This window comes from Streptomyces sp. NBC_01257, assembly GCF_035917255.1.
Lineage (GTDB): Bacteria > Actinomycetota > Actinomycetes > Streptomycetales > Streptomycetaceae > Streptomyces.
In genome coordinates this window covers 5522769-5547836 of sequence record NZ_CP108472.1, presented here as the reverse complement: position 1 = coordinate 5547836, position 25068 = coordinate 5522769, and the positions used below count along the sequence as shown (strand labels likewise).

Annotated in this window: 20 protein-coding genes; 10 read left to right on the top strand and 10 right to left on the bottom strand. The window is 71.5% G+C overall.

Annotated elements, in window-relative coordinates; translation table 11 throughout:
- Positions 1-127 precede the first annotated feature (127 nt).
- From OG408_RS24170 to OG408_RS24160, 3 genes are all read right to left on the bottom strand, one after another.
- On the bottom strand, positions 128-2854 hold the full coding sequence (locus tag OG408_RS24170) for a protein kinase (protein ID WP_326671892.1): 2727 nt from the start codon (positions 2852-2854) through the stop codon (positions 128-130).
- 180 nt (positions 2855-3034) lie between these two features.
- The gene (locus OG408_RS24165; protein WP_285564836.1) at positions 3035-4981 is read right to left on the bottom strand and encodes a serine/threonine-protein kinase; all 1947 of its coding nucleotides are present in this window, start codon (positions 4979-4981) and stop codon (positions 3035-3037) included.
- 334 nt (positions 4982-5315) lie between these two features.
- Positions 5316-7022: a glycerol-3-phosphate dehydrogenase/oxidase gene (locus OG408_RS24160; RefSeq protein ID WP_285564837.1), complete on the bottom strand. Its 1707-nt coding sequence runs from the start codon at positions 7020-7022 to the stop codon at positions 5316-5318.
- A gap of 246 nt (positions 7023-7268) precedes the next feature.
- Here OG408_RS24160 and OG408_RS24155 point away from each other — a divergent pair, with 246 nt between their 5' ends.
- Both OG408_RS24155 and OG408_RS24150 read left to right on the top strand, forming a co-directional pair.
- Positions 7269-8531: a nucleotide sugar dehydrogenase gene (locus OG408_RS24155; RefSeq protein ID WP_326671890.1), complete on the top strand. Its 1263-nt coding sequence runs from the start codon at positions 7269-7271 to the stop codon at positions 8529-8531.
- Positions 8532-8637: 106 nt separating this feature from the next.
- Positions 8638-9216, top strand: a complete 579-nt coding sequence (locus OG408_RS24150) for a hypothetical protein (protein ID WP_266781771.1) — start codon at positions 8638-8640, stop codon at positions 9214-9216.
- A gap of 77 nt (positions 9217-9293) precedes the next feature.
- Here OG408_RS24150 and OG408_RS24145 read toward each other — a convergent pair whose 3' ends face one another.
- The 4 genes from OG408_RS24145 to OG408_RS24130 form a co-directional block, all read right to left on the bottom strand.
- Positions 9294-10418: a GuaB3 family IMP dehydrogenase-related protein gene (locus OG408_RS24145; protein ID WP_007453079.1), complete on the bottom strand. Its 1125-nt coding sequence runs from the start codon at positions 10416-10418 to the stop codon at positions 9294-9296.
- A 105-nt stretch (positions 10419-10523) separates the two neighbouring features.
- Entirely contained in the window at positions 10524-12026 is a 1503-nt protein-coding gene (gene guaB, locus OG408_RS24140; RefSeq protein WP_266781768.1) for an IMP dehydrogenase, read from the bottom strand.
- A 127-nt stretch (positions 12027-12153) separates the two neighbouring features.
- Positions 12154-12729 (bottom strand): sigma-70 family RNA polymerase sigma factor, encoded by a 576-nt coding sequence (locus OG408_RS24135; RefSeq protein WP_018101160.1) that lies wholly within the window; start codon positions 12727-12729, stop codon positions 12154-12156.
- Positions 12730-13066: 337 nt separating this feature from the next.
- Entirely contained in the window at positions 13067-13678 is a 612-nt protein-coding gene (locus tag OG408_RS24130) for a response regulator transcription factor (RefSeq protein ID WP_003948568.1), read from the bottom strand.
- Between the two features lie 412 nt (positions 13679-14090).
- Between OG408_RS24130 and OG408_RS24125 the strand changes: the two genes are divergently transcribed.
- Positions 14091-14417: a WhiB family transcriptional regulator gene (locus tag OG408_RS24125; protein ID WP_018101161.1), complete on the top strand. Its 327-nt coding sequence runs from the start codon at positions 14091-14093 to the stop codon at positions 14415-14417.
- A gap of 83 nt (positions 14418-14500) precedes the next feature.
- Here the strand turns inward: OG408_RS24125 and OG408_RS24120 are convergent, their stop codons facing one another.
- Entirely contained in the window at positions 14501-15391 is an 891-nt protein-coding gene (locus tag OG408_RS24120; protein WP_285564840.1) for a LysR family transcriptional regulator, read from the bottom strand.
- 93 nt (positions 15392-15484) lie between these two features.
- Between OG408_RS24120 and OG408_RS24115 the strand changes: the two genes are divergently transcribed.
- The 7 genes from OG408_RS24115 to OG408_RS24085 all read left to right on the top strand — a co-directional run bounded on the left by OG408_RS24115 (position 15485) and on the right by OG408_RS24085 (position 22677).
- Positions 15485-16159: an MOSC domain-containing protein gene (locus OG408_RS24115; protein ID WP_326671885.1), complete on the top strand. Its 675-nt coding sequence runs from the start codon at positions 15485-15487 to the stop codon at positions 16157-16159.
- Positions 16160-16216: 57 nt separating this feature from the next.
- A complete protein-coding gene (locus OG408_RS24110) occupies positions 16217-16990 on the top strand; it encodes an SDR family NAD(P)-dependent oxidoreductase (RefSeq protein ID WP_326671883.1) in 774 nt (257 codons plus the stop codon).
- A 145-nt stretch (positions 16991-17135) separates the two neighbouring features.
- A complete protein-coding gene (locus OG408_RS24105) occupies positions 17136-18266 on the top strand; it encodes a substrate-binding domain-containing protein (protein ID WP_326671881.1) in 1131 nt (376 codons plus the stop codon).
- 162 nt (positions 18267-18428) lie between these two features.
- Positions 18429-19763, top strand: coding sequence for an ABC transporter substrate-binding protein (locus tag OG408_RS24100; RefSeq protein ID WP_326671880.1), 1335 nt, complete (start codon positions 18429-18431; stop codon positions 19761-19763).
- Entirely contained in the window at positions 19760-20695 is a 936-nt protein-coding gene (locus OG408_RS24095) for a carbohydrate ABC transporter permease (protein WP_266781755.1), read from the top strand. Before OG408_RS24100 ends, OG408_RS24095 begins: the two co-directional genes overlap by 4 nt.
- Positions 20692-21624: a carbohydrate ABC transporter permease gene (locus tag OG408_RS24090; protein WP_266781753.1), complete on the top strand. Its 933-nt coding sequence runs from the start codon at positions 20692-20694 to the stop codon at positions 21622-21624. Before OG408_RS24095 ends, OG408_RS24090 begins: the two co-directional genes overlap by 4 nt.
- Before the next feature lie 24 nt (positions 21625-21648).
- Entirely contained in the window at positions 21649-22677 is a 1029-nt protein-coding gene (locus OG408_RS24085) for a hydroxyacid dehydrogenase (RefSeq protein ID WP_326671878.1), read from the top strand.
- A gap of 306 nt (positions 22678-22983) precedes the next feature.
- Here the strand turns inward: OG408_RS24085 and groL are convergent, their stop codons facing one another.
- On the bottom strand, positions 22984-24606 hold the full coding sequence (gene groL, locus OG408_RS24080; RefSeq protein ID WP_266781749.1) for a chaperonin GroEL: 1623 nt from the start codon (positions 24604-24606) through the stop codon (positions 22984-22986).
- Positions 24607-24708: 102 nt separating this feature from the next.
- The gene (groES, locus tag OG408_RS24075) at positions 24709-25017 is read right to left on the bottom strand and encodes a co-chaperone GroES (RefSeq protein ID WP_018101172.1); all 309 of its coding nucleotides are present in this window, start codon (positions 25015-25017) and stop codon (positions 24709-24711) included.
- Between the last annotated feature and the right edge of the window lie 51 nt (positions 25018-25068).

Sequence of the window (25068 nt, the reverse complement as noted above, 5' to 3'; positions counted from 1 at the left end):
ACAGGTTACGGAGGGGAGGTGCGGCCACGGAACCTCGCACCGCTCACGAGATCGCACTGTGATGCTTGTCGCTTCCCGGCAGCGGTGTGCCGAAACCGGCCGGGCACACAGCGTCAGGCGGTTCGTCTCACTTCGTCACGCGGTAGGAGGTACTGGCCTGTTGGTAGATGTCGTTCACCTTGTCGCGCTCGCCCACCGGGCCGATGGCCTGGAGGATGTGGTACTTGCCGTCGACGACCATCACCAGGTTGCGGACGAAGAGCTCGCGGCCGCCCGCCTGCCAGGTGTACTGCCCCTCCGCCATGGCCTGCTGCCCGACGTCGATCCGGCGCAGCCCGCTCGCGGACGACCAGCTGGAGTCGCGGAACGGCTTCAACTCCGGTTCCTTGTCCCGCTGGTAGTCGAGCGGGTCCGAGCCGCCGGACTTGACCGTGTCGCGCCCGGGCACGATGAGGACGCTGAACCCGCCGTCGCCGTAGCGGATCTGACGGTTCGCGTTGGGCGCGACGCGCGTCCAGCCCTTGGGCAGCCCGACCTCGAAGCCCTCGGCGTCCTTGCGCAGCGCGTAGCCGGGCGCGAGGGCGACGGCGGAGCGGCTGGTCTGCGGCTGCTGCGCGCCGGAGGACTGCGACGGGTCGGGGTCCGGGCCGCCGGAGCCGCCGTTGCCGGGTTCGGGTGCTCCGGACGCGGTACGGGACGGGGACGCGCCGGCCCCCTGCTCCGTACCGGACTTGGGCATGAACATCACCGCGTACGCGATCGCCGCGACCAGGAGCAGCAGGATCAGGACGAGCAGCAGCCGGCCGAGCCGCCGCGGTGCGCGCTTGCCGCCCTGCTGCGGGCGGGGCGGGGTGCGCAGCGCCTTGGGCCCCTTGGGCTCGCGGACCGGCCTGGGGTTCTTCGGCTCGCGCACCTGCTGCCGGGGGGCCCGCTCCACGGGTTCCGGACGGTCCTTGGTGTGGCGGTGCCTGCCGTGTGCCGCGCCGCCCCGGCGGCCGCGGCGCTTGCGGACGAGTTCGCCGCGGCGGCGCACGACGGGCAGCCGGGTGGCGTCGGGGGACGGCAGCGGCACGACGTCCGCACCGGCCTCCGGCTCCGGCGCCGAGCGCACCAGGGAGCGCAGCCAGCCCCGCAGCTCCTCGAAGTCCGGCCGCTCGGTGGGGTCCTGGCGCAGCAGCGACTCGACGACGGGCCGCAGCGGGCCGCACTCCTCGGCGAAGGCGGGCGGTTCGCCGCAGACCATCTGGACGAGTTCGGCGGCGCTCTCCTCGGGGTACGGGGCGTGGCCCTGGACGGCGCGGTAGAGCAGGGCGCCCAGCGCCCAGAGGTCGGTGGAGGGGCCGATGGGCGGGGCCAGCTGCCAGTTCTCGTGGACCGGTCCGGCCTGCTCGGGCGCCCAGCGCTCGGTGACCGCGCCGACGACGGCGATCCGGGCCTGCCGGGCGCGTTCGGCGGCGAGGGTGGTGGCGGGGCCGCGGTAGGCGGACGGGCCGCGGCTGCCGGCGACGATCTCGTCCCAGCGGCCCGGGGAGGTGTCGCGGGTGGTGGCCGGAACGAGCGGGCTGACGGCCGGGGTGGTGTCGTGGCGCCGGGAGTCGGCGCGCAGGGCGTCCTCGTTGGAACCCCCGGCGGACACCGGGCGTCCGTAGCCGGGGCCGTCGTCCCAGGTGCCGGTCAGGTGGAGCCGCCGGGGCGGCGGCCCGCCGTCGTCGTCCTCGTCGTCGTACGGGTCCTCGTCGTCGTACAGGTCCTCGCCGTACGTCTCCGGGACGCCCGGCAGGCCGAGCGGGGGCTGCGGGTGGGCGGGCCGCTGCACCGGGAGGGTGCCGGTGTCCTGCGTCTCGTCCCGGCCGGCCCGGCGCTCCTCCTCGCTGATGCGGGCGGCGGCGCGGGCACCCGCGCGGTACGCGGCGATGGCACCGGCCCGGGCTGCCCTGGCCCGGGCGGCACCTGCCTCGTCGGATGCGGGGACGGGCAGGGTGCCGGGCGGCATGGGCGCGGGCTGTGAAGGCCGCGGCACGGACTCCAGCTCCCCGGCGCCGTGGGGCTGCGCGGGCCCGTCGCCGTACCCCGGCTCGATGGCCGCGGGTTCGCGGGCAGCGGGCACCTCGGGGGCACCGTGCGGGTCGCTGTACGGGTCGCCGTGGGGATCGTTGTACGGATCGCCGTCGCCCGCCTCCACCGCGGGCGGGACGTACGGGCCGGTGGGGCCGGACTCGACCGCGGGGCTGCCGTACGCACCCTCGGGATCGCCGTCGTCGGGGCGCGGCACCGGCACATATCCGCAGAGCGCCTCCTCGGCCGCCCCGGCCGCCAGGCCGGTCAGCACGACGCGTCCGTCGTCGCAGATCAGCACCGTGCGCACGGTGATGTTGCGGTGGGTCCAGCCGTGGGCGTGCAGGACCCGCAGCGCGGTCAGGACGTCGGAGCCGATCTCGGCGGCCCGGTACGGATTGAGCGGGCGCTCCGCGAGCAGGGCCGCCAGCGGCCGGGCCGCCACCAGCTCGCTCACGATCCAGAGCGAGCCCGCCTCGGCGAACACGTCGAAGACCTGGTCCAGGCGCGGGTGGTCGGGCACCTGGGCCGCCGCCTGGGCGGCCTCTATGGCGCGCCGGACGGCCGGATCGGTGGACCGCCGCACCGTGCGCGCGCTGGTGCGCCGCGCTGCTGTGGGCACCCCGTCCGCGTCGAGCACCTCGGCGTCCACGACCTCGGGCAACGGCACCTGCCGGACGAGGACTTCCTGTCCGCTGTAGGTGTCGAACGCCCGGGTCTCGACCAGTTCGTACTCGTCGGACGGGGGCAGCGGAAGGCGGTAGCGGTCGGCAAGTACCCGACCCGCATAGTCGTCCACGACGCCTCCCCAGAGCGCGCTGTTCCCCCGGTCACGTAGACCGCACGAAGTCGCCAATTGCGGTCACTTACTGTGCAATTGACTTGAGGTTTCGGCTGCGTACGGTCTTCGAGCTCTCACAATACGTGGCAAGCGGCGGCCGCGCGGCAGGGTCGGCGCAACCCGGCCGCACGGCTTGGCTCAGTCGAGCGGCTTGAACGTGTCGAACGCCGTCTTGCGCAGCGTCCGGCACTCCTTGGCGTCCCATGCGTCGGCCGGGCAGCTGATCATGATCGCGTATCCGTGACCGGCGTCGACCTTGAAGCCGCGGTTGATCACCCGTACCCGCTGGCCCTGCTGCGTACGCTCGAACTGCCAGTCGGCGACGGTCGGGTAGCCGTTGTACTGGACCTTGTTTATGCCGAGGTGGTGGTAGTTGTTGCTGGTGCCGGCGACGGCGGCCCGGGCCGCGTTCCACGCGGCCGCGGCGTCGCCGCCGGGCGAACGGGTGTAGTCGACCTGGATACGGGGGAAGCCGCCGCTGACGTTGTATATGGCACCGGAGTTGGCGCCCGCCGTCTTGTCGAAGCGGAAGTTCCCGGGCATCGCCATGGAGAAGTGGAACTGCTTGTTCTCCACCGCCCGGAAGCCGGCCGGCACGGCGTCGTCCGAGCCCTTGTCCTTCGCGTCGTCCGAGCCCTTGCCCGAGTCGTCGTCCGCGCCCTGGCCGCCGCCCTTGGCGTCGTCGTCCTCGCCCTTGCCCTGTTCCTTGCCGCTGCCCTGCTCCGTGTCGGCGGAGGACCCGGTGCCGCTGCCGGCGGAGGACCCGGCCGAGGCGGACGCGCCGTCCTTGACCTTGCCCGCGTTGTCGGAACCCTTGTCGTCCCCGCCGAGCGTGAGCGCGAGGACCGTGGCGAGCACGGCGAGCACGATGACGGCCGCGATGATCGCCAGCGTGCGGCGCGGCACCACGTCCGTGAGCGAGGCCCGGGGGGTGACCGGCGAGGTGGCCGGACGCGGCGGCGGTACGGCCCCCGAGGGGGAGGCCGTGGCCGTCGCCGGAGCCTTGGCGGGCCGGGCCGGGGCGGCGGAACCGGCGGCGACACCCGCGCCCGCGGCCGGTGCCGCCTTCGCGTTCCGCACCGAGCGCAGGGCCCCGCGCAGCCGGTCGCGGCCGCCCTCGCCCGTCTCCCCGGACTTCCGGGCGGACTTGGGCGGGGCGTCGGCGACGTTCTTGGGGATCGCCATCACCTGGGTGGCGTCGGCGGGCGGCGGCACCGGGACGTCAGGCTGCTCCGGGGCGTTGATGACGTCGGTGAGCAGGGCGCGCGCGCCCGCGTCGTCGAGCCGCTGCTCCGGATCCCGGGCGAGCAGCCCGTAGATGACCTCCTCCAGCGGGCCCGCGTTCTTCGGCGGGTCCAGCGGTTCGGTCATCACGGCGGTCAGGGTCGCGATCGCGGACCCCTTGTCGTAGGGCGGGCAGCCCTCCACGCTCGCGTACAGCAGTCCGCCGAGCGACCACAGGTCGGCGGGCGGTCCCGGCTTGTGCCCGCGGGCCCGCTCCGGCGAGATGTACGAAGGGGCGCCGACGAGCATGCCGGTGGAGGTGACGGACGGGTCGCCCTCGACCTGGGCGATCCCGAAGTCGGTCAGCACGACCCGGCCGTCCTCGGAGATCAGCACGTTGGACGGCTTCACATCGCGGTGCAGGATGCCCTCGCGGTGCGCCGAGCGCAGCACGTCGAGGATGGCGAGGCCGACCTCCGCCGCGCGGCGCGGCGTCAGGACGCCGTCCTCGCGCACCGCTTCGGCCAGCGACTTGCCCTCGATGAGTTCCATGACGATCCACGGCCGGTCGTCCTCGTCGACCACGTCGTAGACGGTGACCGCGCCGTTGTTGCGGATCCGGGCGATCGCCTTGGCCTCGCGCAGCGTACGCGTGATGAGCCGGCGCTTCTCGTCGTCGTCGATGGCCGAGGGGAACCGCAGTTCCTTGACCGCGACCGTGCGGCCCAGCGTCTCGTCGACGGCGCGCCAGACGGTCCCCATACCGCCCCGGCCGAGTACCTCCCCGAGCCGGTATCGCCCCGAAAGGAGGCGTCCGTCCTTGTCCCGTTGGGGCTCCCGTGCCTGCTCCGCCTCCGACATGCGTCCCCTCTGCGATCAACCCGCCCTGGCAGAGCGTTCATTGTCCCTCACCCCGGGACCGGTCCTGGTGCCGGGTCCGGGGACCGTGATGACGGGGCCGGAGGAAGCGATTCCTGTCGGCCCGTACCGGGGAGGGCGCTGCCGCGCCGTGTCCTTGAACCCCTGCCCAGCGAACCACATCTCACGCCGGGCACTCCCCTGCCTACCACGGCCCGTCGTCCACAGCGCCGCTCCGAACCGCCGTATTCCCGGCGGCGGTCCGCCGTCCCGTCCCGCGCCGGAGGGCGGCCGGAGGGAAGCGGACGGCGGACCGCCGCCGTCCGGCCGAGGGAGCCTAGATGGGCACGATGTCCGGTGCTCCCAGCCGTGCCGCGTCCGCCGTCAGGTCGTCGGGCTGGCGCTGCGACTCCCGTTCCGCCTCCACCCGCTTCTCGTAGTGCGTGACCTCCCGGTCGATCTGGCCCTTGTCCCAGCCGAGCACCGGCGCCATCAGCTCGGCGCAGAGCCGGGCGGAGCGGGTGCCCCGGTCGAAGGTCTCGATGGAGATCCGGGTGCGCCGGGTCAGGACGTCGTCGAGGTGGCGGGCGCCCTCGTGCGAGGCGGCGTACACGATCTCGGCCTTCAGGTAGTCGTCGGCGGAGGGCAGCGGTTCGCCCATCACCGGATCGGCGACGATCAGCTCCAGGATCTCCTCGGTCATGGAGCCGTACCGGTTCAGCAGGTGCTCCACCCGGGCGACATGCAGGCCGGTCCTGGCGGCGATCCTGGCCCGCGCGTTCCACAGGGCGCGGTAGCCCTCGGCGCCCAGCAGCGGGATGTCCTCCGTGACGCACTCCGCGACCCGCTGGTCCAGGCCGTGCACCGCCTCGTCGACGGCGTCCTTGGCCATCACCCGGTACGTCGTGTACTTCCCGCCCGCGACGACGACGAGGCCCGGCAGCGGATGCGCCACCGTGTGCTCGCGCGACAGCTTGCTCGTCGCGTCCGACTCACCGGCCAGCAGCGGCCGCAGTCCCGCGTAGACCCCCTGGACGTCGTCCCGGGTCAGCGGGGTGGCCAGCACCGAGTTGACGTGTTCGAGCAGGTAGTCGATGTCCGCGCTGGACGCGGCGGGGTGCGCCTTGTCGAGGTCCCAGTCGGTGTCCGTCGTCCCGACGATCCAGTGCCGCCCCCACGGGATGACGAAGAGCACGGACTTCTCGGTCCGCAGGATCAGGCCGGTGGAGGAGTGGATGCGGTCCTTCGGGACGACGAGATGGATGCCCTTGGAAGCCCGTACGTGGAACTGGCCGCGCTCGCCGATCAGCGCCTGGGTGTCGTCCGTCCAGACGCCGCTGGAGTTGACCACCTGTTTGGCCCTGATCTCGTAGCTGTCACCCGCCTCGACGTCCTCCACCCGAACGCCGACGACCCGTTCGCCCTCACGGAGGAAGGCGGTCACCCTCGCCCGGTTCGCGACATGCGCGCCGTATCCGGCGGCGGTCCGCACGAGCGTCGCCGTGTGACGGGCGTCGTCCACCTGGGCGTCGTAGTACTGCAGGGCCCCCACCAGGGCGTCCCGCTTGAGCGCCGGCGCGACCCGCAGGGCCCGGCGGCGGGAGAGGTGCCGGTGCACGGGCAGTCCGCGGCCGTGCCCGGACGACACCGACATCGCGTCGTACAGCGCGACGCCCGCGCCGGCGTAGAGCCGCTCCCAGCCCTTGTGCTGCAACGGGTACAGGAACGGCACCGGCTTCACCAGGTGCGGGGCGAGCCGCTCCAGCAGCAGCCCGCGCTCCTTCAGCGCCTCGCGGACGAGCGCGAAGTCGAGCATCTCCAGATAGCGCAGCCCGCCGTGGATCAGCTTGCTCGACCTGCTCGACGTGCCGGACGCCCAGTCGCGGGCCTCGACCAGTCCGGTCGAGAGCCCTCTGGTCACCGCGTCCAGCGCCGTCCCGGCGCCGACCACCCCCGCCCCCACGACCAGCACGTCCAGTTCGCGCTCGGCCATCGCGGCGAGCGCCTCGGTGCGCTCCGCGGGTCCCAGTGTCGCTGTCCTCACTGCTGCCTCCCGGTAGATCGGGGTGGTCCGGCACGGGGATGCGGTCCGGCCGCGGGGCCGGGCCCGTGCCCACCTCTCGATTCTGTCCGCGCTCCGCGACTTCAGCCACCGCCTGTGGACAACACCCGGACGACAAGGGCCACACAATGCGACATATAGGTCATATTTACGCCTAGTCTGACATTGCGCTGTCCCCAGCAGTTGCGCTTTCTGTCCTCATGGTCTTAGGGAAGGACGGCCACCCACGTGCCTGCAGACCTCGCCGTCATCGGACTCGGTCACCTCGGCCTGCCCCTCGCCCAAGCCGCCGTCGCAGCCGGCATCCAGACCGTCGGCTACGACACCGACCCGCGCGCCTTCGCGGAGCTCTCCGCGGGCCGCACCCCCGTCGAGGGGCCGCTCACCGCGTCCGACATCCGCCGGATGCTCTCCGGCGGCTTCCGCCCCACCACCAACCAGGCCGAGCTGGGCCGGGTCCGTACCGCCGTGATCTGCGCGCCCACCCCCCTCGGCCCCGACCGCACCCTCGACCTCACCGGTGTGGGCGACGCGGCCCGCGCCCTGGCCGCCCGGCTGCGCCCGCACACCACCGTGCTGCTGGAATCACCCGTCCACCCCGGCACCACCGAGAACTTCCTGCTCCCCCTCCTCGAAGAGGGCTCGGGCCTGCGCGGCGGACGCGACTTCCACCTCGCCTACTCCCCCACCAGGGTCGACCCCGGCAACCGCACCCACGTCTACGCCAACACCCCCAAGGTGATCGGCGGTCTCACCCCGGCCTGCACCGAATCGGCCGCGGCCTTCTACAGCCGCCTCACCGACAAGGTCGTCCGCGCCCGCGGCCCGCGCGAGGCCGAGATGACGAAGGTCCTGGAGACCAACTTCCGGCACGTCAACATCGCCCTGGTCAACGAGATGGCGGTGCTCTGCCACGACCTCGGCGTCGACCTGTGGGACGTCATCCGGTGCGCCGAGACCAAGCCCTTCGGCTTCCAGCCCTTCCGCCCCGGGCCCGGCGTCGGCGGCCACGGCGTCCCGGTCGACCCGGGCTACCTCCCGTACAACAGCCGCACCCCCGGGCACCCGCTGCGGATGGTCTCGCTCGCGCAGGAGATCAACGACCGGATGCCGCAGTACGTGATCCAGCGCTCGGCCACCCTCCTCAACGAGCACGGCAAGTCCGTCCGGGGCGCCCGGATCCTCCTCCTCGGCGTCACCTACAAGCCGGACCTCGCCGACCAGGAGGCCTCCCCCGCCCGGGAGATCGCCACCCGGCTGATGGACATGGGGGCGCAGATCGGCTACCACGATCCGCACGTCCTGGACTGGCGCGTGCGCGAACTCCCGGTCCCACGTGCCGATTCGCTCTACGAGGCGGCCTCCAGCGCGGATCTGACGGTGCTGCTCCAGCACCACCGCACCTACGACCTCCAGGGCCTGGCCGTGAAGGCACAGCTCCTCCTGGACACCCGTGGCGCGACCCCGGCGGGAGCCGCGCACCGGCTCTGATCGCAGTCCCCCCAAGGATTCCGGTGGGTCATTGTCGGAACCGACTGCTAGCCTGCGGCGTCACTCATCGCACACCAGTGCGCCACAGTCCCAGGGGGAACCCACCATGAGCACGCCCGTACCACCGCCGAACCAGCCGTACGACGGCCAGCCGCAGGCCGGCAACCCGTATGCCGCCCAGCCCGGCCAGCCCGGCGCCCCGACCGGCAACCCGTTCGCGGGCCAGCAGCCGGTCGGCGCCCCCTTCGGCGGCGGCGCACCGTTCGCTCCGGTGGCACCGGCGCGCAACAACGTGGGTCTCGGTATAGCCGCCGCCGTCGTCGCGGCGGTCGTCGCGGCGGCCATCTACGGTGCGATCATCGGCGCGACGAAGCACGAGATCGGCTACGCGGCCGTGGGTGTCGGCTTCGTGGTGGGCTTCGCCTCGGGCAAGGTCGGCGGCCGGAACCCGATCCTGCCGGTCCTGAGTGTCGTCCTCTCGCTGATCGCCGTCTACTTCGGCCAGCTGCTCGGCGAGGCCATGATCGCGGCGAAGGAGCTCCCCGTCACGGTCTCCGAGCTGTTCTTCGACCACTTCAGCCTGCTGAACGAGGCGTGGAAGGCCGACTCGGACTTCATCTCGTACCTCTTCTTCGCCGTCGCGGCGGTCGCCGCGTTCTCCGGCGCCAAGAAGGCTGCCGACTAGTCGCTGACGACACGCAGGAAACACGGAAGGGCCCGGACCGCGATCGCGGTCCGGGCCCTTCCGTGTGTGCTGAGCGCTCAGCGGCGGTGCTGCGAGTCCGCCACCGTCACCTCGACGCGCTGGAACTCCTTGAGGTCGCTGTACCCCGTCGTCGCCATCGCCCGGCGCAGCGCGCCGAAGATGTTCATCGAGCCGTCGGGGGTGTGCGAGGGACCGGTGAGGACCTCCTCCGTCGTGCCGACGGAGCCGAGGTCGACCAGCTTGCCGCGCGGCACGTCCTCGTGGACGGCCTCCATGCCCCAGTGCCGGCCGCGGCCCGGCGCGTCCGTCGCACGGGCGAGCGGGGAGCCCATCATCACGGCGTCCGCACCGCAGGCGATGGCCTTCGGCAGGTCGCCGGACCAGCCGACGCCGCCGTCCGCGATCACGTGCACGTACCGGCCGCCGGACTCGTCCATGTAGTCGCGGCGGGCCCCGGCCACATCGGCGACCGCGGTCGCCATCGGGACCTGGATGCCGAAGACGTTGCGCGTGGTGTGCGCGGCGCCGCCGCCGAAGCCGACGAGGACACCGGCCGCGCCCGTGCGCATCAGGTGCAGGGCCGCGGTGTACGTGGCGCAGCCGCCGACGATGACCGGGACGTCCAGCTCGTAGATGAACTGCTTCAGGTTGAGCGGCTCGGCAGCGCCCGAGACGTGCTCGGCGGAGACCGTCGTACCGCGGATGACGAAGATGTCCACGCCCGCGTCGACGACGGCCTTCGAGAACTGGGCGGTGCGCTGCGGGGAGAGCGCGGCGGCGGTGACGACACCGGAGTCGCGCACCTCCTTGATGCGCTGCCCGATCAGCTCCTCCTGGATGGGGGCGGAGTAGATCTCCTGGAGCCGGCGGGTCGCGGACTCGACGGGCATCTCGGCGATCTCGTCGAGGAGCGGCTGCGGGTCGGCGTGCCGGGTCCACAGGCCTTCCAGGTTGAGCACGCCGAGGCCGCCGAGCTCACCGATGCGGATGGCGTGCTGCGGGGAGACGACGGAGTCCATGGGAGCGGCCAGGAACGGCAGCTCGAAGCGGTAGGCGTCGATCTGCCAGGCGATCGAGACCTCCTTCGGGTCGCGGGTCCGGCGGCTCGGGACGACGGCGATGTCGTCGAATGCGTATGCCCGGCGGCCGCGCTTGCCGCGCCCGATCTCGATCTCAGTCACGATGGTGTGGCCTTTCCCTCTACGTCTGCGCTGTCCAGTATCCCCGACACATGAGGGAGGGGCGGTTCCGGGAACCCCGGACCGCCCCTCACCTGCGCTGTCGCGTTACTTCCTGCTGTAGTTCGGTGCTTCGACCGTCATCTGGATGTCGTGCGGGTGGCTCTCCTTGAGACCCGCCGAGGTGATCCGCACGAAGCGGCCCTTGCTCTCCATCTCGTCGACGGAGGCGGCGCCCACGTACCCCATCGTCTGGCGGAGACCGCCGACGAGCTGGTGCAGCACGTTGGCCAGCGGGCCCCGGTAGGGCACCTGGCCCTCGATGCCCTCGGGGACGAGCTTGTCGTCGGAGGACACCTCGGCCTGGAAGTAGCGGTCCTTGGAGTACGAGCGGCCCTGGCCGCGGGACTGCATCGCACCCAGCGAACCCATGCCGCGGTACGACTTGAACTGCTTGCCGTTGATGAAGAGCAGCTCGCCCGGGGACTCCTCGCAGCCCGCGAGCAGCGAGCCGAGCATCACGCTGTCGGCACCGGCGGCGAGCGCCTTGCCGATGTCGCCGGAGTACTGCAGGCCGCCGTCACCGATGACCGGGACGCCCGCGGCACGGGCCGCGAGGGCGGCCTCGTAGATCGCGGTGACCTGCGGGACGCCGATGCCGGCGACCACGCGGGTGGTGCAGATCGAGCCGGGACCGACGCCCACCTTGACGCCGTCCACGCCGGCGTCGATCAGGGCCTGGGCGCCGTCGCGGGTCGCGACGTTGCCGCCGATGACGTCCACGTCGACGGCCGACTTGATCTTCGCCATCCAGTTGAGGGCGTTGCTGTTGTGGCCGTGCGAGGTGTCGACGATCAGGAAGTCCACACCGGCCCCGGCCAGCGCCTGGGCGCGGTCCAGCGCCTCCGGGCTGGCGCCGACGGCGGCGCCGACGAGCAGCCGGCCCTCGGCGTCCTTGGCCGCGCCCGGGTACTGCTCGGCCTTCTTGAAGTCCTTGACCGTGATGAGGCCCTTGAGGATGCCCGCCTCGTCGACCAGCGGAAGCTTCTCGATCTTGTGGCGGCGCAGCAGCTCCATGGCGTCCACGCCGGAGATGCCGACGCGGCCGGTGACCAGCGGCATCGGCGTCATGACCTCGCGCACCTGGCGCGAGCGGTCCGACTCGAAGGCCATGTCGCGGTTGGTGACGATGCCGAGCAGCTTGCCCGCCGGGTCGGTGACCGGGACGCCGCTGATGCGGAACTTCGCACACAGCGCGTCGGCCTCGCCGAGCGTGGCGTCCGGGCCGACCGTGATCGGGTCGGTGACCATGCCGGACTCGGACCGCTTCACCAGGTCGACCTGGTTGACCTGGTCCTCGACCGAGAGATTGCGGTGCAGTACGCCGACGCCGCCCTGCCGGGCCATGGCGATGGCCATCCGGGCCTCGGTGACCTTGTCCATCGCGGCGGACAGCAGCGGGATGTTCACCCGCACGTTCCGCGAGATGAGCGTCGAGGTGTCGACCGCGTTGGGCAGCACTTCAGATGCGCCCGGCAGCAGCAGCACGTCGTCGTATGTCAGCCCGAGTGTCGCGAATTTCTCGGGCACTCCGTCGACGTTTGCAGTCATGACACCTTCCCCAAATGGCCTTGATCGGTGCGGATGTCCATGCTAACGGCCTCCGGGGGTGTCTCATTCCATGAACAAGATCACCGGGAGGTTCTGTAGCTTCCTACGGCACGGACAGGTGTCCCGTTCACTGTTCCGCGAGGGCCCGCAGCCGACTCAGCGCGCGGTGCTGGGCGACCCGGACCGCACCCGGCGACATGCCGAGCATCTGTCCGGTCTCCTCGGCGGTGAGCCCCACGGCGACGCGCAGGACCAGCAGCTCGCGCTGGTTCTCCGGGAGGTTGGCGAGGAGCTTCTTGGCCCAGGCCGCATCGCTGCTGAGCAGCGCGCGCTCCTCGGGCCCGAGCGAGTCGTCCGGCCGCTCCGGCATCTCGTCGGAGGGCACGGCGGTCGATCCCGGGTGCCGCATCGCGGCGCGCTGGAGATCGGCCACCTTGTGGCCGGCGATGGCGAAGACGAAGGCCTCGAAGGGTCTGCCGGTGTCCTTGTAGCGCGGCAGGGCCATCAGCACCGCGACGCAGACCTCCTGCGCCAGGTCCTCCACGAAGTGGCGCGCGTCACCGGGCAGCCGGTTCAGCCGGGACCTGCAGTAGCGCAGCGCGAGGGGGTGGACGTGGGCCAGCAGATCATGGGTGGCCTGCGCGTCGCCCTCGACGGCACGATGCACCAGAGCACCGATCACCGTCGTTCCGTCGTCGCGCATCGAACCATGGTGCCCCGGTGCCGCGTCATCCGCGGCACCGCGTCCGTAGTTGTGCACCGAAGCGTTATGAGCGGGTGCGCCGGAAGTCATGTCCTGCGCCCTCCCCTTCCGCTCGACCGAATCGTTCCCGAGGAACTCCACGTCTCAAGGATGCGTCATCGGCCGGGAAGCGTCACATGCCGCCGGGGCGGCGGGCTGTGCGGGCGGGGGACGACGTGTGCCGCACCCCTCGCCCGGGTCGCCCCGTCCGCCGGCGTGCGGACGGGGTGTGGATCGGCGGCCGCCGGTCACGGCCGCACCTCAGAAGCTGTCGCGTGACCTGGGAACGGGCCGCCTCTCAGCGGACCAGGCCCCAGCGGAAACCGAGCGCGACGGCGTGCGCGCGGTCCGAGGCGCCGAGCTTCTTGAACAGCCGCCTGGCGTGCGTCTTCACCGTGTCCTCGGAGAGGAACAGCTCGCGGCCGATCTCCGCGTTGGAGCGGCCGTGGCTCATCCCTTCGAGCACCTGGATCTCGCGCGCCGTGAGCGTGGGCGCCGCACCCATCTCGGCCGACCGCAGCCGGCGCGGGGCGAGCCGCCACGTCGGATCGGCCAGGGCCTGGGTGACGGTCGCCCGGAGCTCCGCCCGGGAGGCGTCCTTGTGCAGATATCCGCGGGCCCCGGCGGCGACCGCGAGCGCGACACCGTCCAGGTCCTCGGCGACGGTCAGCATGATGATCCTCGCGCCGGGGTCGGCGGAGAGCAGCCGACGGACGGTCTCCACACCACCCAGACCGGGCATGCGTACGTCCATGAGAATCAGATCCGAACGGTCGGCGCCCCAGCGGCGGAGGACTTCCTCACCGTTGGCCGCGGTCGTCACACGTTCGACGCCGGGCACGGTCGCGACCGCGCGACGGAGCGCTTCTCGGGCAAGCGGGGAGTCGTCGCAGACGAGGACGGATGTCATGACCGTCCTCCGCAGCTGATGCGCGTCACCTTGGGCCTCCAGGCTGTAACAAGTCGTCACCTGTGCGGTTGACGCTCTCGGACATCTGCCCGATCGCTTTTTCTGCCAACCGCCTCCGCACTCTCAACGATGGTCACTCGAAAGAGTTACGGGTCGGAAGGCCGAGTTCGGCACTCTACGTGAGGGAGCGAGCACGGAGGAGAGCGCCACGGGTCGTCCAGCTGTCAACCGAAACTTCTCATGAACGTATGCCCCATTTAGCGGGTTTTCTTCCCTTTTGCTGGTGTCTGTGGCTAGATTCGCAATCAGTCATATTTACATCTACTAACACCGTAGATGTACGGTCATGGGCACGGTCACCGACGGACGACCACGACGTTTCCGACACAGCATGGTTTCGAGGGGACAAGCAATGGCAGATTTCTCCCGCCTTCCCGGACCCAACGCCGATCTGTGGGACTGGCAGCTGCTGGCGGCCTGCCGAGGGGTCGACAGCTCACTGTTCTTCCACCCCGAGGGGGAACGCGGAGCCGCCCGGAGCGCCCGCGAGACCTCCGCGAAAGAGGTCTGCATGCGATGCCCGGTACGCGCCGAGTGCGCCGCGCACGCACTGGCGGTACGCGAGCCCTACGGGGTGTGGGGCGGACTGACCGAGGACGAACGCGAGGAGCTCATGGGACGGGCCCGCAACCGGCTGATCACCGCGGCGGCACCGGCCTCACCGCCGGGACACGGCTGAACCGGCCGCACACCAGCACAGGCGAAACGTTTCTTCACTTCACGTTTCCCCACACCGGACCCGACGGCCCGCTGCGGGACCGCTCAGCGGGTGGCCGCCCGGGACAGCTGGTCCAGGGTGGCCGCCACGGCCGGGACCTGGGCCAGGTCGGGCAGGGTCAGCGCGACGATCTCGCGCTCGATGGCCGGCTCCACCGCGACGGTCCTGGCCCCCCTGGGGCGTACCGACTCGATCGCCAGCGCCGGCAGCACGGCGACCCCCAGACCCGCGCCGACCAGACCGATCACCGCCGGGTAGTCGTCGGTGGCGAAGTCGATCCGCGGGGTGAAGCCGGACTCCTCGCAGACCTCCACCAGCTGCCGGCGGCAGCGGGGGCAGCCGGCGATCCACGACTCGGCGGCGAGTTCGCCGATGCCGACCTCGTCCCGGTCCGCGAGCCCGTGCCCCTCGGGCACCAGGCCGATCAGCCGGTCGGTGAGCAGGGGACGCACCACCAGGTCGTCCCACTCGGTGCCCGGCGTGCCGTAGCGGAAGGCCAGCGCGATGTCGCAGTCGCCGTCGCGCAGCATCTCCACCGAGCGGGGCGGCTCGGCCTCGACCAGGGAGACCCGGGTGCCGGGGTGGTCGGCCCGGAGCGCGGCGAGGGCGCCGGGGACCAGGGTCGAGCTGCCGCTGGGGAAGGAGACCAGGCGGACCCGGCCGGCCCGCAGCCCGGCGATCGCGGCGACCTCCTCCTCGGCGGCGGTGAGCCCGGCGAGGATGCCCGAGGCGTGGCGCACGAGCGCCTCTCCGGCCTGTGTCAGCCGCATCTCGCGTCCGGTGCGGATGAGCAGCGTGGTGCCCGCGGAGGACTCCAGCGCCTTCATCTGCTGGCTCACGGCGGGCTGGGTGCAGCCCAGCTCGCGGGCGGCGGCGGAGAAGGAACCGGTGCCGGCCACGGCGCGCAGGACTCGGAGATGACGGGCCTCGATCACTCTTCGAATATAAGCGAATCTTGGGTCGGCTGCGAATTATCGGCATGTGACTTTCAGCCGGACGCTGTGGCCGGAAGTCGCTAGCGTGCGGGCATGAACGCGATGAGAGTGCTGACGGTGAACACGGGCCGGCCCGTGGCGGTGCCCTACACCGACTCCAAGGAGGGCCTGACCGGGATCGACAAGCGGTCCGTCGAGGGACTCGTGCGGGTCGCGGACCCCGGTCCCGAGGGCGTCGGCGGCAGCGGACTGGCCGGGGACGCGGTCTGCGATCTGCGCCACCACGGCGGCTCGAACCAGGCCGTGTACGCCTTCGCCCGCGAGGACCTCGACACCTGGGAGCGGGAACTGGGCCGCCCGGTCCGCAACGGCTGGTTCGGCGAGAACCTGACCACGGCCGGGGTGGCGGTCGGCCAGGCGCTGATCGGCGAGCGCTGGCGGGTCGGTGCCGAGCTGGTCCTGGAGGTCACGTCCGGCCGGATCCCGTGCCGTACGTTCGCGGGCCACGTCGGCGAGGAGCGCTGGATCAAGAGGTACACGCGGACGGCCGTTCCCGGGGCGTACTTCCGGGTGATCACGCCGGGCGCCATCCGGGCGGGCGACCCGGTCGAGATCGTGCACCGGCCGGACCACGAGGTGACGGTGGAGCTGCAGTTCCGGGCCGTGACCACACAGCGGGAACTGCTGCCGCTGCTGCTCACGGCCGGTGCGGCCCTGCATCCCGAGGCGCTGCGCAGGGCGCGTGCGTACGTGGCCCGTCAGGGGTGAGCGGGGAGCGGCGGGCGGGTCGCGGGGAGGTGCGGGCCTGGCACTAACGTGCCGCGTATGACGACTGCACTGATTACGGGCGCGACCGCGGGCATCGGGGCCGCCTTCGCGCGCCGGCTCGCGGCCGGGGGACACAACCTCGTGCTGGTGGCCCGCGACACCGACCGGCTGCGGGACCAGGCCACCGAACTGCACGACCGGCACGGCATCGAGGCCGAGGTGCTGACCGCCGACCTGTCCACGGACGAGGGGATCGCCGCCGTCGAGGCGCGGCTGGCCGACCGCAGGGAGTCGGTCGATCTGCTGGTCAACAACGCCGGCTTCGGCAACAAGGGCCGCTATCTGGACGTGCCCATGGCGGACGAGCTGGCGATGCTGAAGGTCCACTGCGAGGCGGTGCTGCGGCTGACGTCGGCGGCCGCGGCGGGCATGAAGGAGCGCGGCCGGGGCGGCATCGTGAACGTGGCCTCGGTGGCGGCGTTCGTGCCGCGCGGCACGTACGGGGCGTCCAAGGCGTGGGTGGTCCAGTTCAGCCAGGGCGCGGCCAAGGACCTGGCCGGCTCGGGTGTGCGGATGATGGCACTGTGCCCCGGCTTCGTCCGGACCGAGTTCCACCAGCGGGCCGGGATGGGCACCGGCAACATCCCGGGCTGGATGTGGCTCGACGCCGACAAGCTGGTGGCCGCGGCCCTGGCGGACCTGACGCGCGGCAAGTCGGTCTCGGTGCCGGACCCGCGGTACAAGGCGCTGATGGGCCTGGTGAAGCTGACGCCGCGCGGTCTGCTCGGCGGAATGACCTCCAGGACGGGCCGCAAGTACGGGCCCCAGTAGGCAGGACTCCCGCGGCCGGCCCCGCGCGAACGGACCCCGGCGCACGGCCGACCCCCGCGGAGCCGCTCCGGTGTGATCGAATGATCGGAACAGTACGCTGTTCGATCATCCGCTGCCCGATCATCCGCCTGAGGGGGCCGTCACCGTGCGCGAAGGTGCCGCTGAACGTCATGACCGACTGCTGAACCTGGTACGCGAACGGGGCAGCGTCCGCGTCTCCGACCTGGCGGAGCGGCTCGGCGTCGCCCCGGTCACCGCGCGCCGCGACGTCGAGGCTCTCGCGGCGCGCGGCCTGCTGGACCGGGTGCACGGTTCGGTCTCCTGGCCGGCCGAGCGGGGGCTGTCCGGCACCCCCGCGGGCGGCGGTCCGGTCATCGGGATGCTGGCGCCGGCGGCCGTGTACTACTTCGCCGAGGTGATCCGCGGCGCGCACGAGGCGGCCGCCCGGCTCGGTGCCCGGCTGATCCTGCGGGTCACCGACTACCGGCCGGAGGACGACGCCTCCCACGCCGCCGGGCTGCTCGCCGCCGGCGCGCAGGGGCTGCTGCTGGCCCCGAGCTGGACGGAGCCGGGCCATCCGGCCGCATTCAGCGACTGGATCGCCCGGCTGCCCGTGGAGAAGGTCATGGTGGAGCGGACCGGTGCGCCCGGCGGTCCGCTGGAGGGCCTGGACCGGGTCTGCTCGGACCACGCGTACGGCGTGCTGCTCGCCGTACGGCACCTGGTGGGACTCGGCCACGGGGCCCCGCTGCTGATCGCCCGGGCGGACAGCCCCACCGCCCAGGCGGTGCGGGCCGGGTACGCGCGGGCGCTGGCCGTGCTGGGGCTGCGGGCGCCGGGACCGGTGATCGAGTCCTCGTCGGACGAACGCGATCCGGAGCTGTTCGAGCGGGCCGCGCAGGCGGTGCGGGACGCGGTGCGGCGGGGGCGGGCGACCGCGGCGCTGATGCACAACGACGAGGACGCGATCCGGATGGTGCGGCGGCTGGCCGAGCTGGGCGTCCGGGTGCCCGGGGACCTGTCGCTGATCACGTACGACGACGAGGTGGCGGCGCTCGCCGACACCCCGCTCACCGCAGTCGCGCCGCCCAAGCGAGAGGTCGGCCGGCGTGCGGCGGAGCTGCTCGTGGAGCGGCTGGCGGGGCGGCGCGAGGGTGGTCCCGACGATCCGGTGGCGCGGCGTCACGTGGCGCTGCTGCCCGCCCTGCGGGTCCGCGAGTCGTGCGGCCGGCCCGCGACACCGCCGACGGTCTCCGGCGAGAACGACGGCGGCTGAATCCGCCCCACGAACCGCACCCCCTTCATCCCCTTTTGACATGACTCGCCACTCCCTCGTTCGATCATTTTTCGATCATTCAATCTTTCGCTCTTGACTTCGCTCACGAGGGATCGAAACATCACGGCCACTGCCTGTTCCCGCACGTACAGGAGCCACTCCGTGAGCCGCAGCTGGTCCCGTCCCATCCATGCACTGGTCGGTGCCGTCACCGCCGTCGCCGTCCTGACGGCGTGCGGCGGTGGCGGTGGCGGCCGCTCCCCCGCCCGTGGCACCGCCGAGCACCCCGTGACCGTCTCCTTCTGGGCCTGGACCAAGGGGTCGCAGGAAGTGGTGGACGCGTTCAACGCGAGCCACGACACGATCAAGGTCAAGTTCGAGGAGATACCCTCCGGCGGCCTCGGCGGCTATCCCAAGATCGCCAACGCCGTGAAGGCGGGCATCGCGCCCGACCTGCTCTCCATCGAGTACCCGCAGCTCTCCGCGTTCGTCAGCCAGGGCTCGCTCCAGGACATCAGCAGTTACCTGACCGACGACATCAAGAAGAAGTTCCTGCCGCAGACGATCGAGATGACGACGCTCGGCGGGAAGAACTGGGCGGTGCCGTTCGACGCGTCGCCGCAGGTCTTCTACTACCGCAAGGACTTCTTCACCGAGCACCACATCGCGCTGCCGAAGACCTGGGACGACTTCCGGACCGCCGCCGCGCAGGTGAAGAAGGCCTCGCCGAAGACCAGGATCGCCACGTTCTTCCCCGACGACCCGACGTTCTTCCAGGCCATGGCCTGGCAGGCCGGCGCCCAGTGGTTCCGGGCGGGCAAGGACGCCTGGCAGGTCGACACGACGGACCCCGCCTCGCAGCGGACGGCGGAGTACTGGCAGGGGCTGATCGACGACAAGCTGGTCAGCACCGCCTCCTCGTTCAGCCCGGAGTGGACCAGCTCCCTCAAGCAGGGCACCACGGTCGGCTACCTCGGCGCCTCCTGGGGCGCCGGTGTCCTCGCGGGCATCGTGCCCGAGGAGAAGGGGAAGTGGGCCGCCATGGAGCTGCCGTCCTGGGAGGCGGACAAGCCGGCCAGCGGCATGATCGGCGGCTCCACCTTCGCGGTGAGCAAGAACAGCACCAAGACGGCCGCCGCCGTCGAGTTCGCCCTGTGGATGTCCACGCACGAGGACGCCATCAAGGCCAGGATCGGCGCGAGCACGTCGAGCGCGCTGCCCGCGTCGCCCGCGATGGTGCCGATCGCCCGCAAGGCGTTCGACACGAGCTTCTACGGCGGCCAGGACCTGTACGGCCTGTTCACCCGAGCCGGGGCCTCCATCGGCCCCGACTGGATCTGGGGCCCGAGCCCCGGCGCCACCAACTCCGCACTCGGCGACGAACTCGGCGAGGTCGTCGGCGGCAGCTCCACCCTCCCGCACGCCATCCGGACCGCCCATGACGCCACCGTCGCCGATCTGAAGAAGCGCGGTCTGAAGGTCGAGGAGCCCTCATGAGCACGCCCCCCAACTCCGGTACCCGCACCGGCGGGCTGAGCACGAAGGCCCGCACCCGGATCGCGGCCGGCACCTTCCTCACCCCGTTCTTCGTCCTGTTCACCGTCGCGATGATCGTCCCGGTCTGTTACGCGCTCTGGCTGAGCCTCTTCACGGAGAAGCAGTCCGGGCTGGGCTTCGACGGCCCCCGTACGGTCTTCGACGGGCTCGGCAACTACGCCGCCGCCCTCGGCGACCAGGCCTTCCGCGACGGCTTCTGGGTGCTGCTGGGCTACTGCGCCTTCTACATCCCGCTGATGGCGGGCGGCGCCATCGTGCTGGCGCTGCTGCTGGACACGGCCCTGGCCCGCGCCCGGCGCTTCTTCCAGCTGGCGCTCTTCCTGCCGCACGCCATCCCCGGTCTGATCGCCGCGCTGATCTGGATCTACCTCTACACGCCGCAGCTCAGCCCGGTCGTCAAGGCGATGGAGGCCGGCGGGATCGGCTTCGACTTCTTCTCGTCCGACGGCACGCTGCCCTCCATCGTCAACATCGCGCTGTGGGAGTGGCTCGGCTACAACGTGGTGATCTTCTACGCCGCACTGCAGGCCGTCGACCGGTCGCTGCTGGAGGCCGCGACCGTGGACGGCGCGGGGAACTGGCGGATCGCGTTCTCCATCAAACTCCCCCTGATCCGTTCCTCGTTGGTGATGGTGCTGCTGTTCACCATCATCGGCTCGCTCCAGCTGTTCACCGAGCCGCTGATCCTCAGCCGGGGCTCCGGCTCGGCCGTGACCAGCACCTGGACCCCGAACATGTACGCCTACAGCGCCGCCTTCGAACGCAACGACTACGGCCTCGCCGCCGCGGCGTCCGTACTCATCGCGCTCGTCGCCGCCGCGCTCTCCTTCGCCGTCACCCGCTTCACCAACCGCAAGGAGGCACGGGCATGACCTCCCCCGTCATGATCGATCCGGCCGCCCCGGCCGCCCGCCCTGCCGACCGCGCCCGCGACCGCGCCGCCGCCGGCCCGGCCGGCCCCCGGTCCAACCGCTGGCTGTCGAAGACCGCGGTCAACGGCGTCCTCGTCATCGCCGCCGTCTACACGCTCTTCCCGCTGATCTGGCTGGTCACCGCCGCGACCAAGGACGCCGGAAACCTGCTGGGCGGCGACGTCTTCTCCTTCGAGGGCTTCAACCTCGGCAGCAACCTCACCTCCCTGTCCACGTATCAGGACGGCATCTACTTCCGCTGGTACGGAAACTCCCTGCTGTACGCGGGCGTCGGGGCGCTCGGCTGTTCCCTGATCAGCGTCGCGGCCGGGTACGCCTTCGACAAGTACCGCTTCAAGGGCAAGGAGAAGCTGTTCGCCCTGGTGCTGCTGGGTGTCCTGCTGCCCTCCACCGCGCTGTCCCTGCCGCTGTACCTGCTGGCCGTCAAGACGGGAACCGTCAACACCTACTGGGCGGTGCTGATCCCGGCGCTGGTCAACCCGTTCGGCGTGTACCTCTCGCGGATCTTCAGCGCGGGATACATACCGGACGAGGTCCTGGAGGCCGCCCGTATCGACGGTGCGGGCGAGATGCGCACCTTCTGGTCGGTGGGTCTGCGCATGGTCATGCCCGGCTTCGTGACCGTCTTCCTCTTCCAGTTCACCGCCATCTGGAACAACTTCTTCCTCCCCCTGGTCATGCTCTCGGACAAGAAGCTCTATCCGCTGAGCCTGGGCCTCTACAACTGGCACAGCACCGCCAACGCCGACCCGAGCTTCTACCCCATGGTCGTCACCGGCTCCCTCCTGGCCGTCACCCCGCTGATCATCGCCTTCGTCACCCTGCAACGTCACTGGAAGGCCGGCCTCACCGCCGGCAGCGTCAAGTGACCTCCGAGGAGCCCGGGTTCCACCATGCACGACACCACTGACAACCGGCCCGCCGCGCTCCTGGCCATGGGGCCGGGGATCGCGGGGCGGCTGCTCACCCCCGGCCGGCGGGACCGGCTGACCGGTCTCGTCCGCACCGATCCCGCGCTCGTCGCCCACCACCTGCCCGACCCGTCCCCGGCGGTGACCGCCGCGCTCGCCGGGGCCGAGGTGCTGCTGACCTGCTGGGGCGCACCCCCGCTCACCGAGGCCGTGCTGGACGCGGCGCCCCGGCTGCGGGCGGTCGTCCACGCGGCGGGCAGCGTCAAGCACCACGTCACCGACGCCTGCTGGGACCGCGGCATCCAGGTCACCTCGGTGGCCGCGGCGAACGCCCGCCCGGTCGCCGAGTACACGCTGGCCGCGATCCTCTTCGCGGGCAAGAACGTCCTGGGCAGCGCCCGCCGCTACCGCGAACTGCGGGCACCGCACGACTGGCGGGAGGAGCTGGACGGCTGGGGCAACCACGGCCGTACGGTCGGCATCGTCGGCGCCTCCCGCACCGGGCGCCGGATCATCGAGCTGCTGCGGCCGTTCGACTTCGAGGTCCTGCTGTACGACCCGTACCTGTCCCCCGCCTCCGCGACCCGGCTCGGCGTCGAACCGGTGGCACTGGACGAACTCTGCGCGCGCAGCGGGATCGTGTCCGTCCACGCACCCGAACTCCCGGCCACCCGCCACATGATCGGCGCCGCGCAGCTGGCGGCGATGGCGGACGGCGCGACGCTGATCAACACCGCCCGGGGTTCGCTCGTCGACGAGGACGCACTGCTCCCCGAGCTGACGAGCGGGCGGCTGCACGCGGTCCTGGACGTGACGGACCCCGAACTGCCGCCGGCCGCCTCGCCGCTGTACGACCTGCCGAACGTGCTGCTGACCCCTCACATCGCGGGTTCGCTCGGCAACGAACTGCACCGGATGGCGGACCAGGCCCTGGACGAACTGGAACGCTTCGCGACCGGCCGCCCGTTCGCGGACCCGGTACACGGGGACGCGTTGTCGCGCTCGGCGTGAGGCGGGGGGCGAAAGGAGGCCCTCCGGGCATCCCCAGCCCCTCCGGCTATTGAGGTTTCGCCGGGCAACTCCAGCCCCGCCGGCGTTTGAGGCGCGGGGTCCGGGGCGGAGCCCGGGGGGCCCTGCCCCCGGACCCCCGCTCCTCAATCGCCGGCGGGGCTGAGGTTGCCCCGAGGGCTGGAGTCGGCCGGCTGAACCTCATACGCGAGCAGAGACAGGTCCGGCCCGGGCCGAGGCCGGGCACGCGAAAGGCCCGGCACCCCGAAAGGGTGCCGGGCCTCACCGCTTGCGCGGAACAGCTACCCGCTAGTGGGAGTGACCGTGGCCGTGACCGGCCTCGGCCTCTTCCTCGGCCGGCTTCTCGACGACCAGCGTCTCGGTCGTGAGCAGCAGCGACGCGATGGACGCGGCGTTCTCCAGCGCGGAGCGGGTGACCTTGACCGGGTCGATGACGCCGGCCTTCACCAGGTCGCCGTACTCGCCGGTCGCGGCGTTGAAGCCCTGACCCTTGTCGAGCTCGGAGACCTTCGAGGTGATGACGTAGCCCTCGAGGCCCGCGTTCTCCGCGATCCAGCGGAGCGGCTCGACGGCGGCGCGGCGCACGACCGCGACACCCGTGGCCTCGTCGCCGGTCTTGCCGAGGTTGCCCTCGAGGACCTTGACGGCGTGGACCAGAGCGGAGCCACCACCGGAGACGATGCCCTCCTCGACCGCGGCGCGGGTCGCGGAGATGGCGTCCTCCAGACGGTGCTTCTTCTCCTTGAGCTCGACCTCGGTGGCCGCACCGACGCGGATCACGCAGACCCCGCCGGCCAGCTTCGCCAGGCGCTCCTGGAGCTTCTCGCGGTCCCAGTCGGAGTCCGTGGACTCGATCTCGGCCTTGATCTGGTTGACGCGGCCGACGACCTCGTCGGACTTGCCGCCACCGTCGACGATGGTGGTGTCGTCCTTGGAGACGGTCACGCGGCGGGCGGTGCCCAGCACGTCCAGACCGGCCTGGTCGAGCTTGAGGCCGACCTCCTCGGCGATGACGGTCGCACCGGTGAGGGTGGCGATGTCGCCGAGCATGGCCTTGCGGCGGTCACCGAAGCCCGGGGCCTTCACCGCGACGGCGTTGAAGGTGCCACGGATCTTGTTGACGACCAGGGTCGACAGGGCCTCGCCCTCGACGTCCTCGGCGATGATCAGCAGCGGCTTGGAGGCACCGGCCTGGATGACCTTCTCCAGGAGCGGCAGCAGCTCCTGGATCGAGCCGATCTTGCCCTGGTGGATCAGGATGTACGGGTCGTCGAGGACGGCCTCCATACGCTCCTGGTCGGTCACCATGTACGGGGACAGGTAGCCCTTGTCGAAGGCCATGCCCTCGGTGAAGTCGAGGTCCAGACCGAAGGTGTTGGACTCCTCGACGGTGATGACACCGTCCTTGCCGACCTTGTCCATCGCGTCCGCGATGAGCTCGCCGACCTGGGTGTCCTGCGCGGAGAGCGCGGCCACGGCGGCGATGTCGGACTTGTCCTCGATCGGGCGGGCGGTCGCGAGGAGCTCCTCGGACACGGCCTTGACCGCGGCGTCGATGCCCTTCTTCAGGGCGGCCGGGGACGCGCCCGCGGCCACGTTGCGCAGACCCTCGCGGACGAGCGCCTGGGCGAGGACGGTGGCGGTGGTCGTACCGTCACCGGCCACGTCGTTGGTCTTGGTCGCCACCTCCTTCACCAGCTGCGCACCGAGGTTCTCGTACGGGTCGTCCAGCTCGACCTCGCGCGCGATGGTGACACCGTCGTTGGTGATGGTGGGAGCACCGAACTTCTTGTCGATGACGACGTTGCGGCCCTTGGGACCGATCGTCACCTTCACCGTGTCGGCAAGCTTGTTGACGCCGCGCTCGAGGGCGCGACGGGCGTCCTCGTCGAACTTCAGGATCTTCGCCATGGAGCTGAACTGTCCTCTCAAAACAAGAACTGCGCCCCTGCCGCCCGGCTAGTTATCTCGCAGGGGGCCAGGGGCGCAGAACAGAAGCAAACGTTGGGTGAATTACTTCTCGATGATCGCGAGCACGTCGCGAGCCGAGAGGACGAGGTACTCCTCGCCGTTGTACTTCACCTCGGTGCCGCCGTACTTGCTGTACAGAACGACATCGCCGGTCTTGACGTCGAGCGGAAGGCGCTCGCCGTTCTCGAAGCGGCCCGGGCCCACGGCCAGGACGACGCCCTCCTGGGGCTTCTCCTTGGCGGTGTCCGGAATGACCAGGCCGGAGGCCGTGGTCTGCTCGGCGTCGAGCGGCTGGACCACAATGCGGTCCTCGAGCGGCTTGATCGCAACCTTGGAGCTGGCGGTCGACACGATCCGGTCTCCCCCTTCGGAGATCTCACGGGGTTATCAGTCTGGGGTGGC

Coding starts and splice junctions, on each gene's coding strand:
- OG408_RS24135 (WP_018101160.1), bottom strand. CDS start 12,729: ATGCGCGACGACGGAACGACGGTGATCGGTGCTCTGGTGCATCGTGCC.
- OG408_RS24115 (WP_326671885.1), top strand. CDS start 15,485: ATGAACGCGATGAGAGTGCTGACGGTGAACACGGGCCGGCCCGTGGCG.
- OG408_RS24125 (WP_018101161.1), top strand. CDS start 14,091: ATGGCAGATTTCTCCCGCCTTCCCGGACCCAACGCCGATCTGTGGGAC.
- OG408_RS24150 (WP_266781771.1), top strand. CDS start 8,638: ATGAGCACGCCCGTACCACCGCCGAACCAGCCGTACGACGGCCAGCCG.
- OG408_RS24085 (WP_326671878.1), top strand. CDS start 21,649: ATGCACGACACCACTGACAACCGGCCCGCCGCGCTCCTGGCCATGGGG.
- OG408_RS24110 (WP_326671883.1), top strand. CDS start 16,217: ATGACGACTGCACTGATTACGGGCGCGACCGCGGGCATCGGGGCCGCC.
- groL (WP_266781749.1), bottom strand. CDS start 24,606: ATGGCGAAGATCCTGAAGTTCGACGAGGACGCCCGTCGCGCCCTCGAG.
- OG408_RS24095 (WP_266781755.1), top strand. CDS start 19,760: ATGAGCACGCCCCCCAACTCCGGTACCCGCACCGGCGGGCTGAGCACG.
- OG408_RS24165 (WP_285564836.1), bottom strand. CDS start 4,981: ATGTCGGAGGCGGAGCAGGCACGGGAGCCCCAACGGGACAAGGACGGA.
- OG408_RS24090 (WP_266781753.1), top strand. CDS start 20,692: ATGACCTCCCCCGTCATGATCGATCCGGCCGCCCCGGCCGCCCGCCCT.
- guaB (WP_266781768.1), bottom strand. CDS start 12,026: ATGACTGCAAACGTCGACGGAGTGCCCGAGAAATTCGCGACACTCGGG.
- OG408_RS24130 (WP_003948568.1), bottom strand. CDS start 13,678: ATGACATCCGTCCTCGTCTGCGACGACTCCCCGCTTGCCCGAGAAGCG.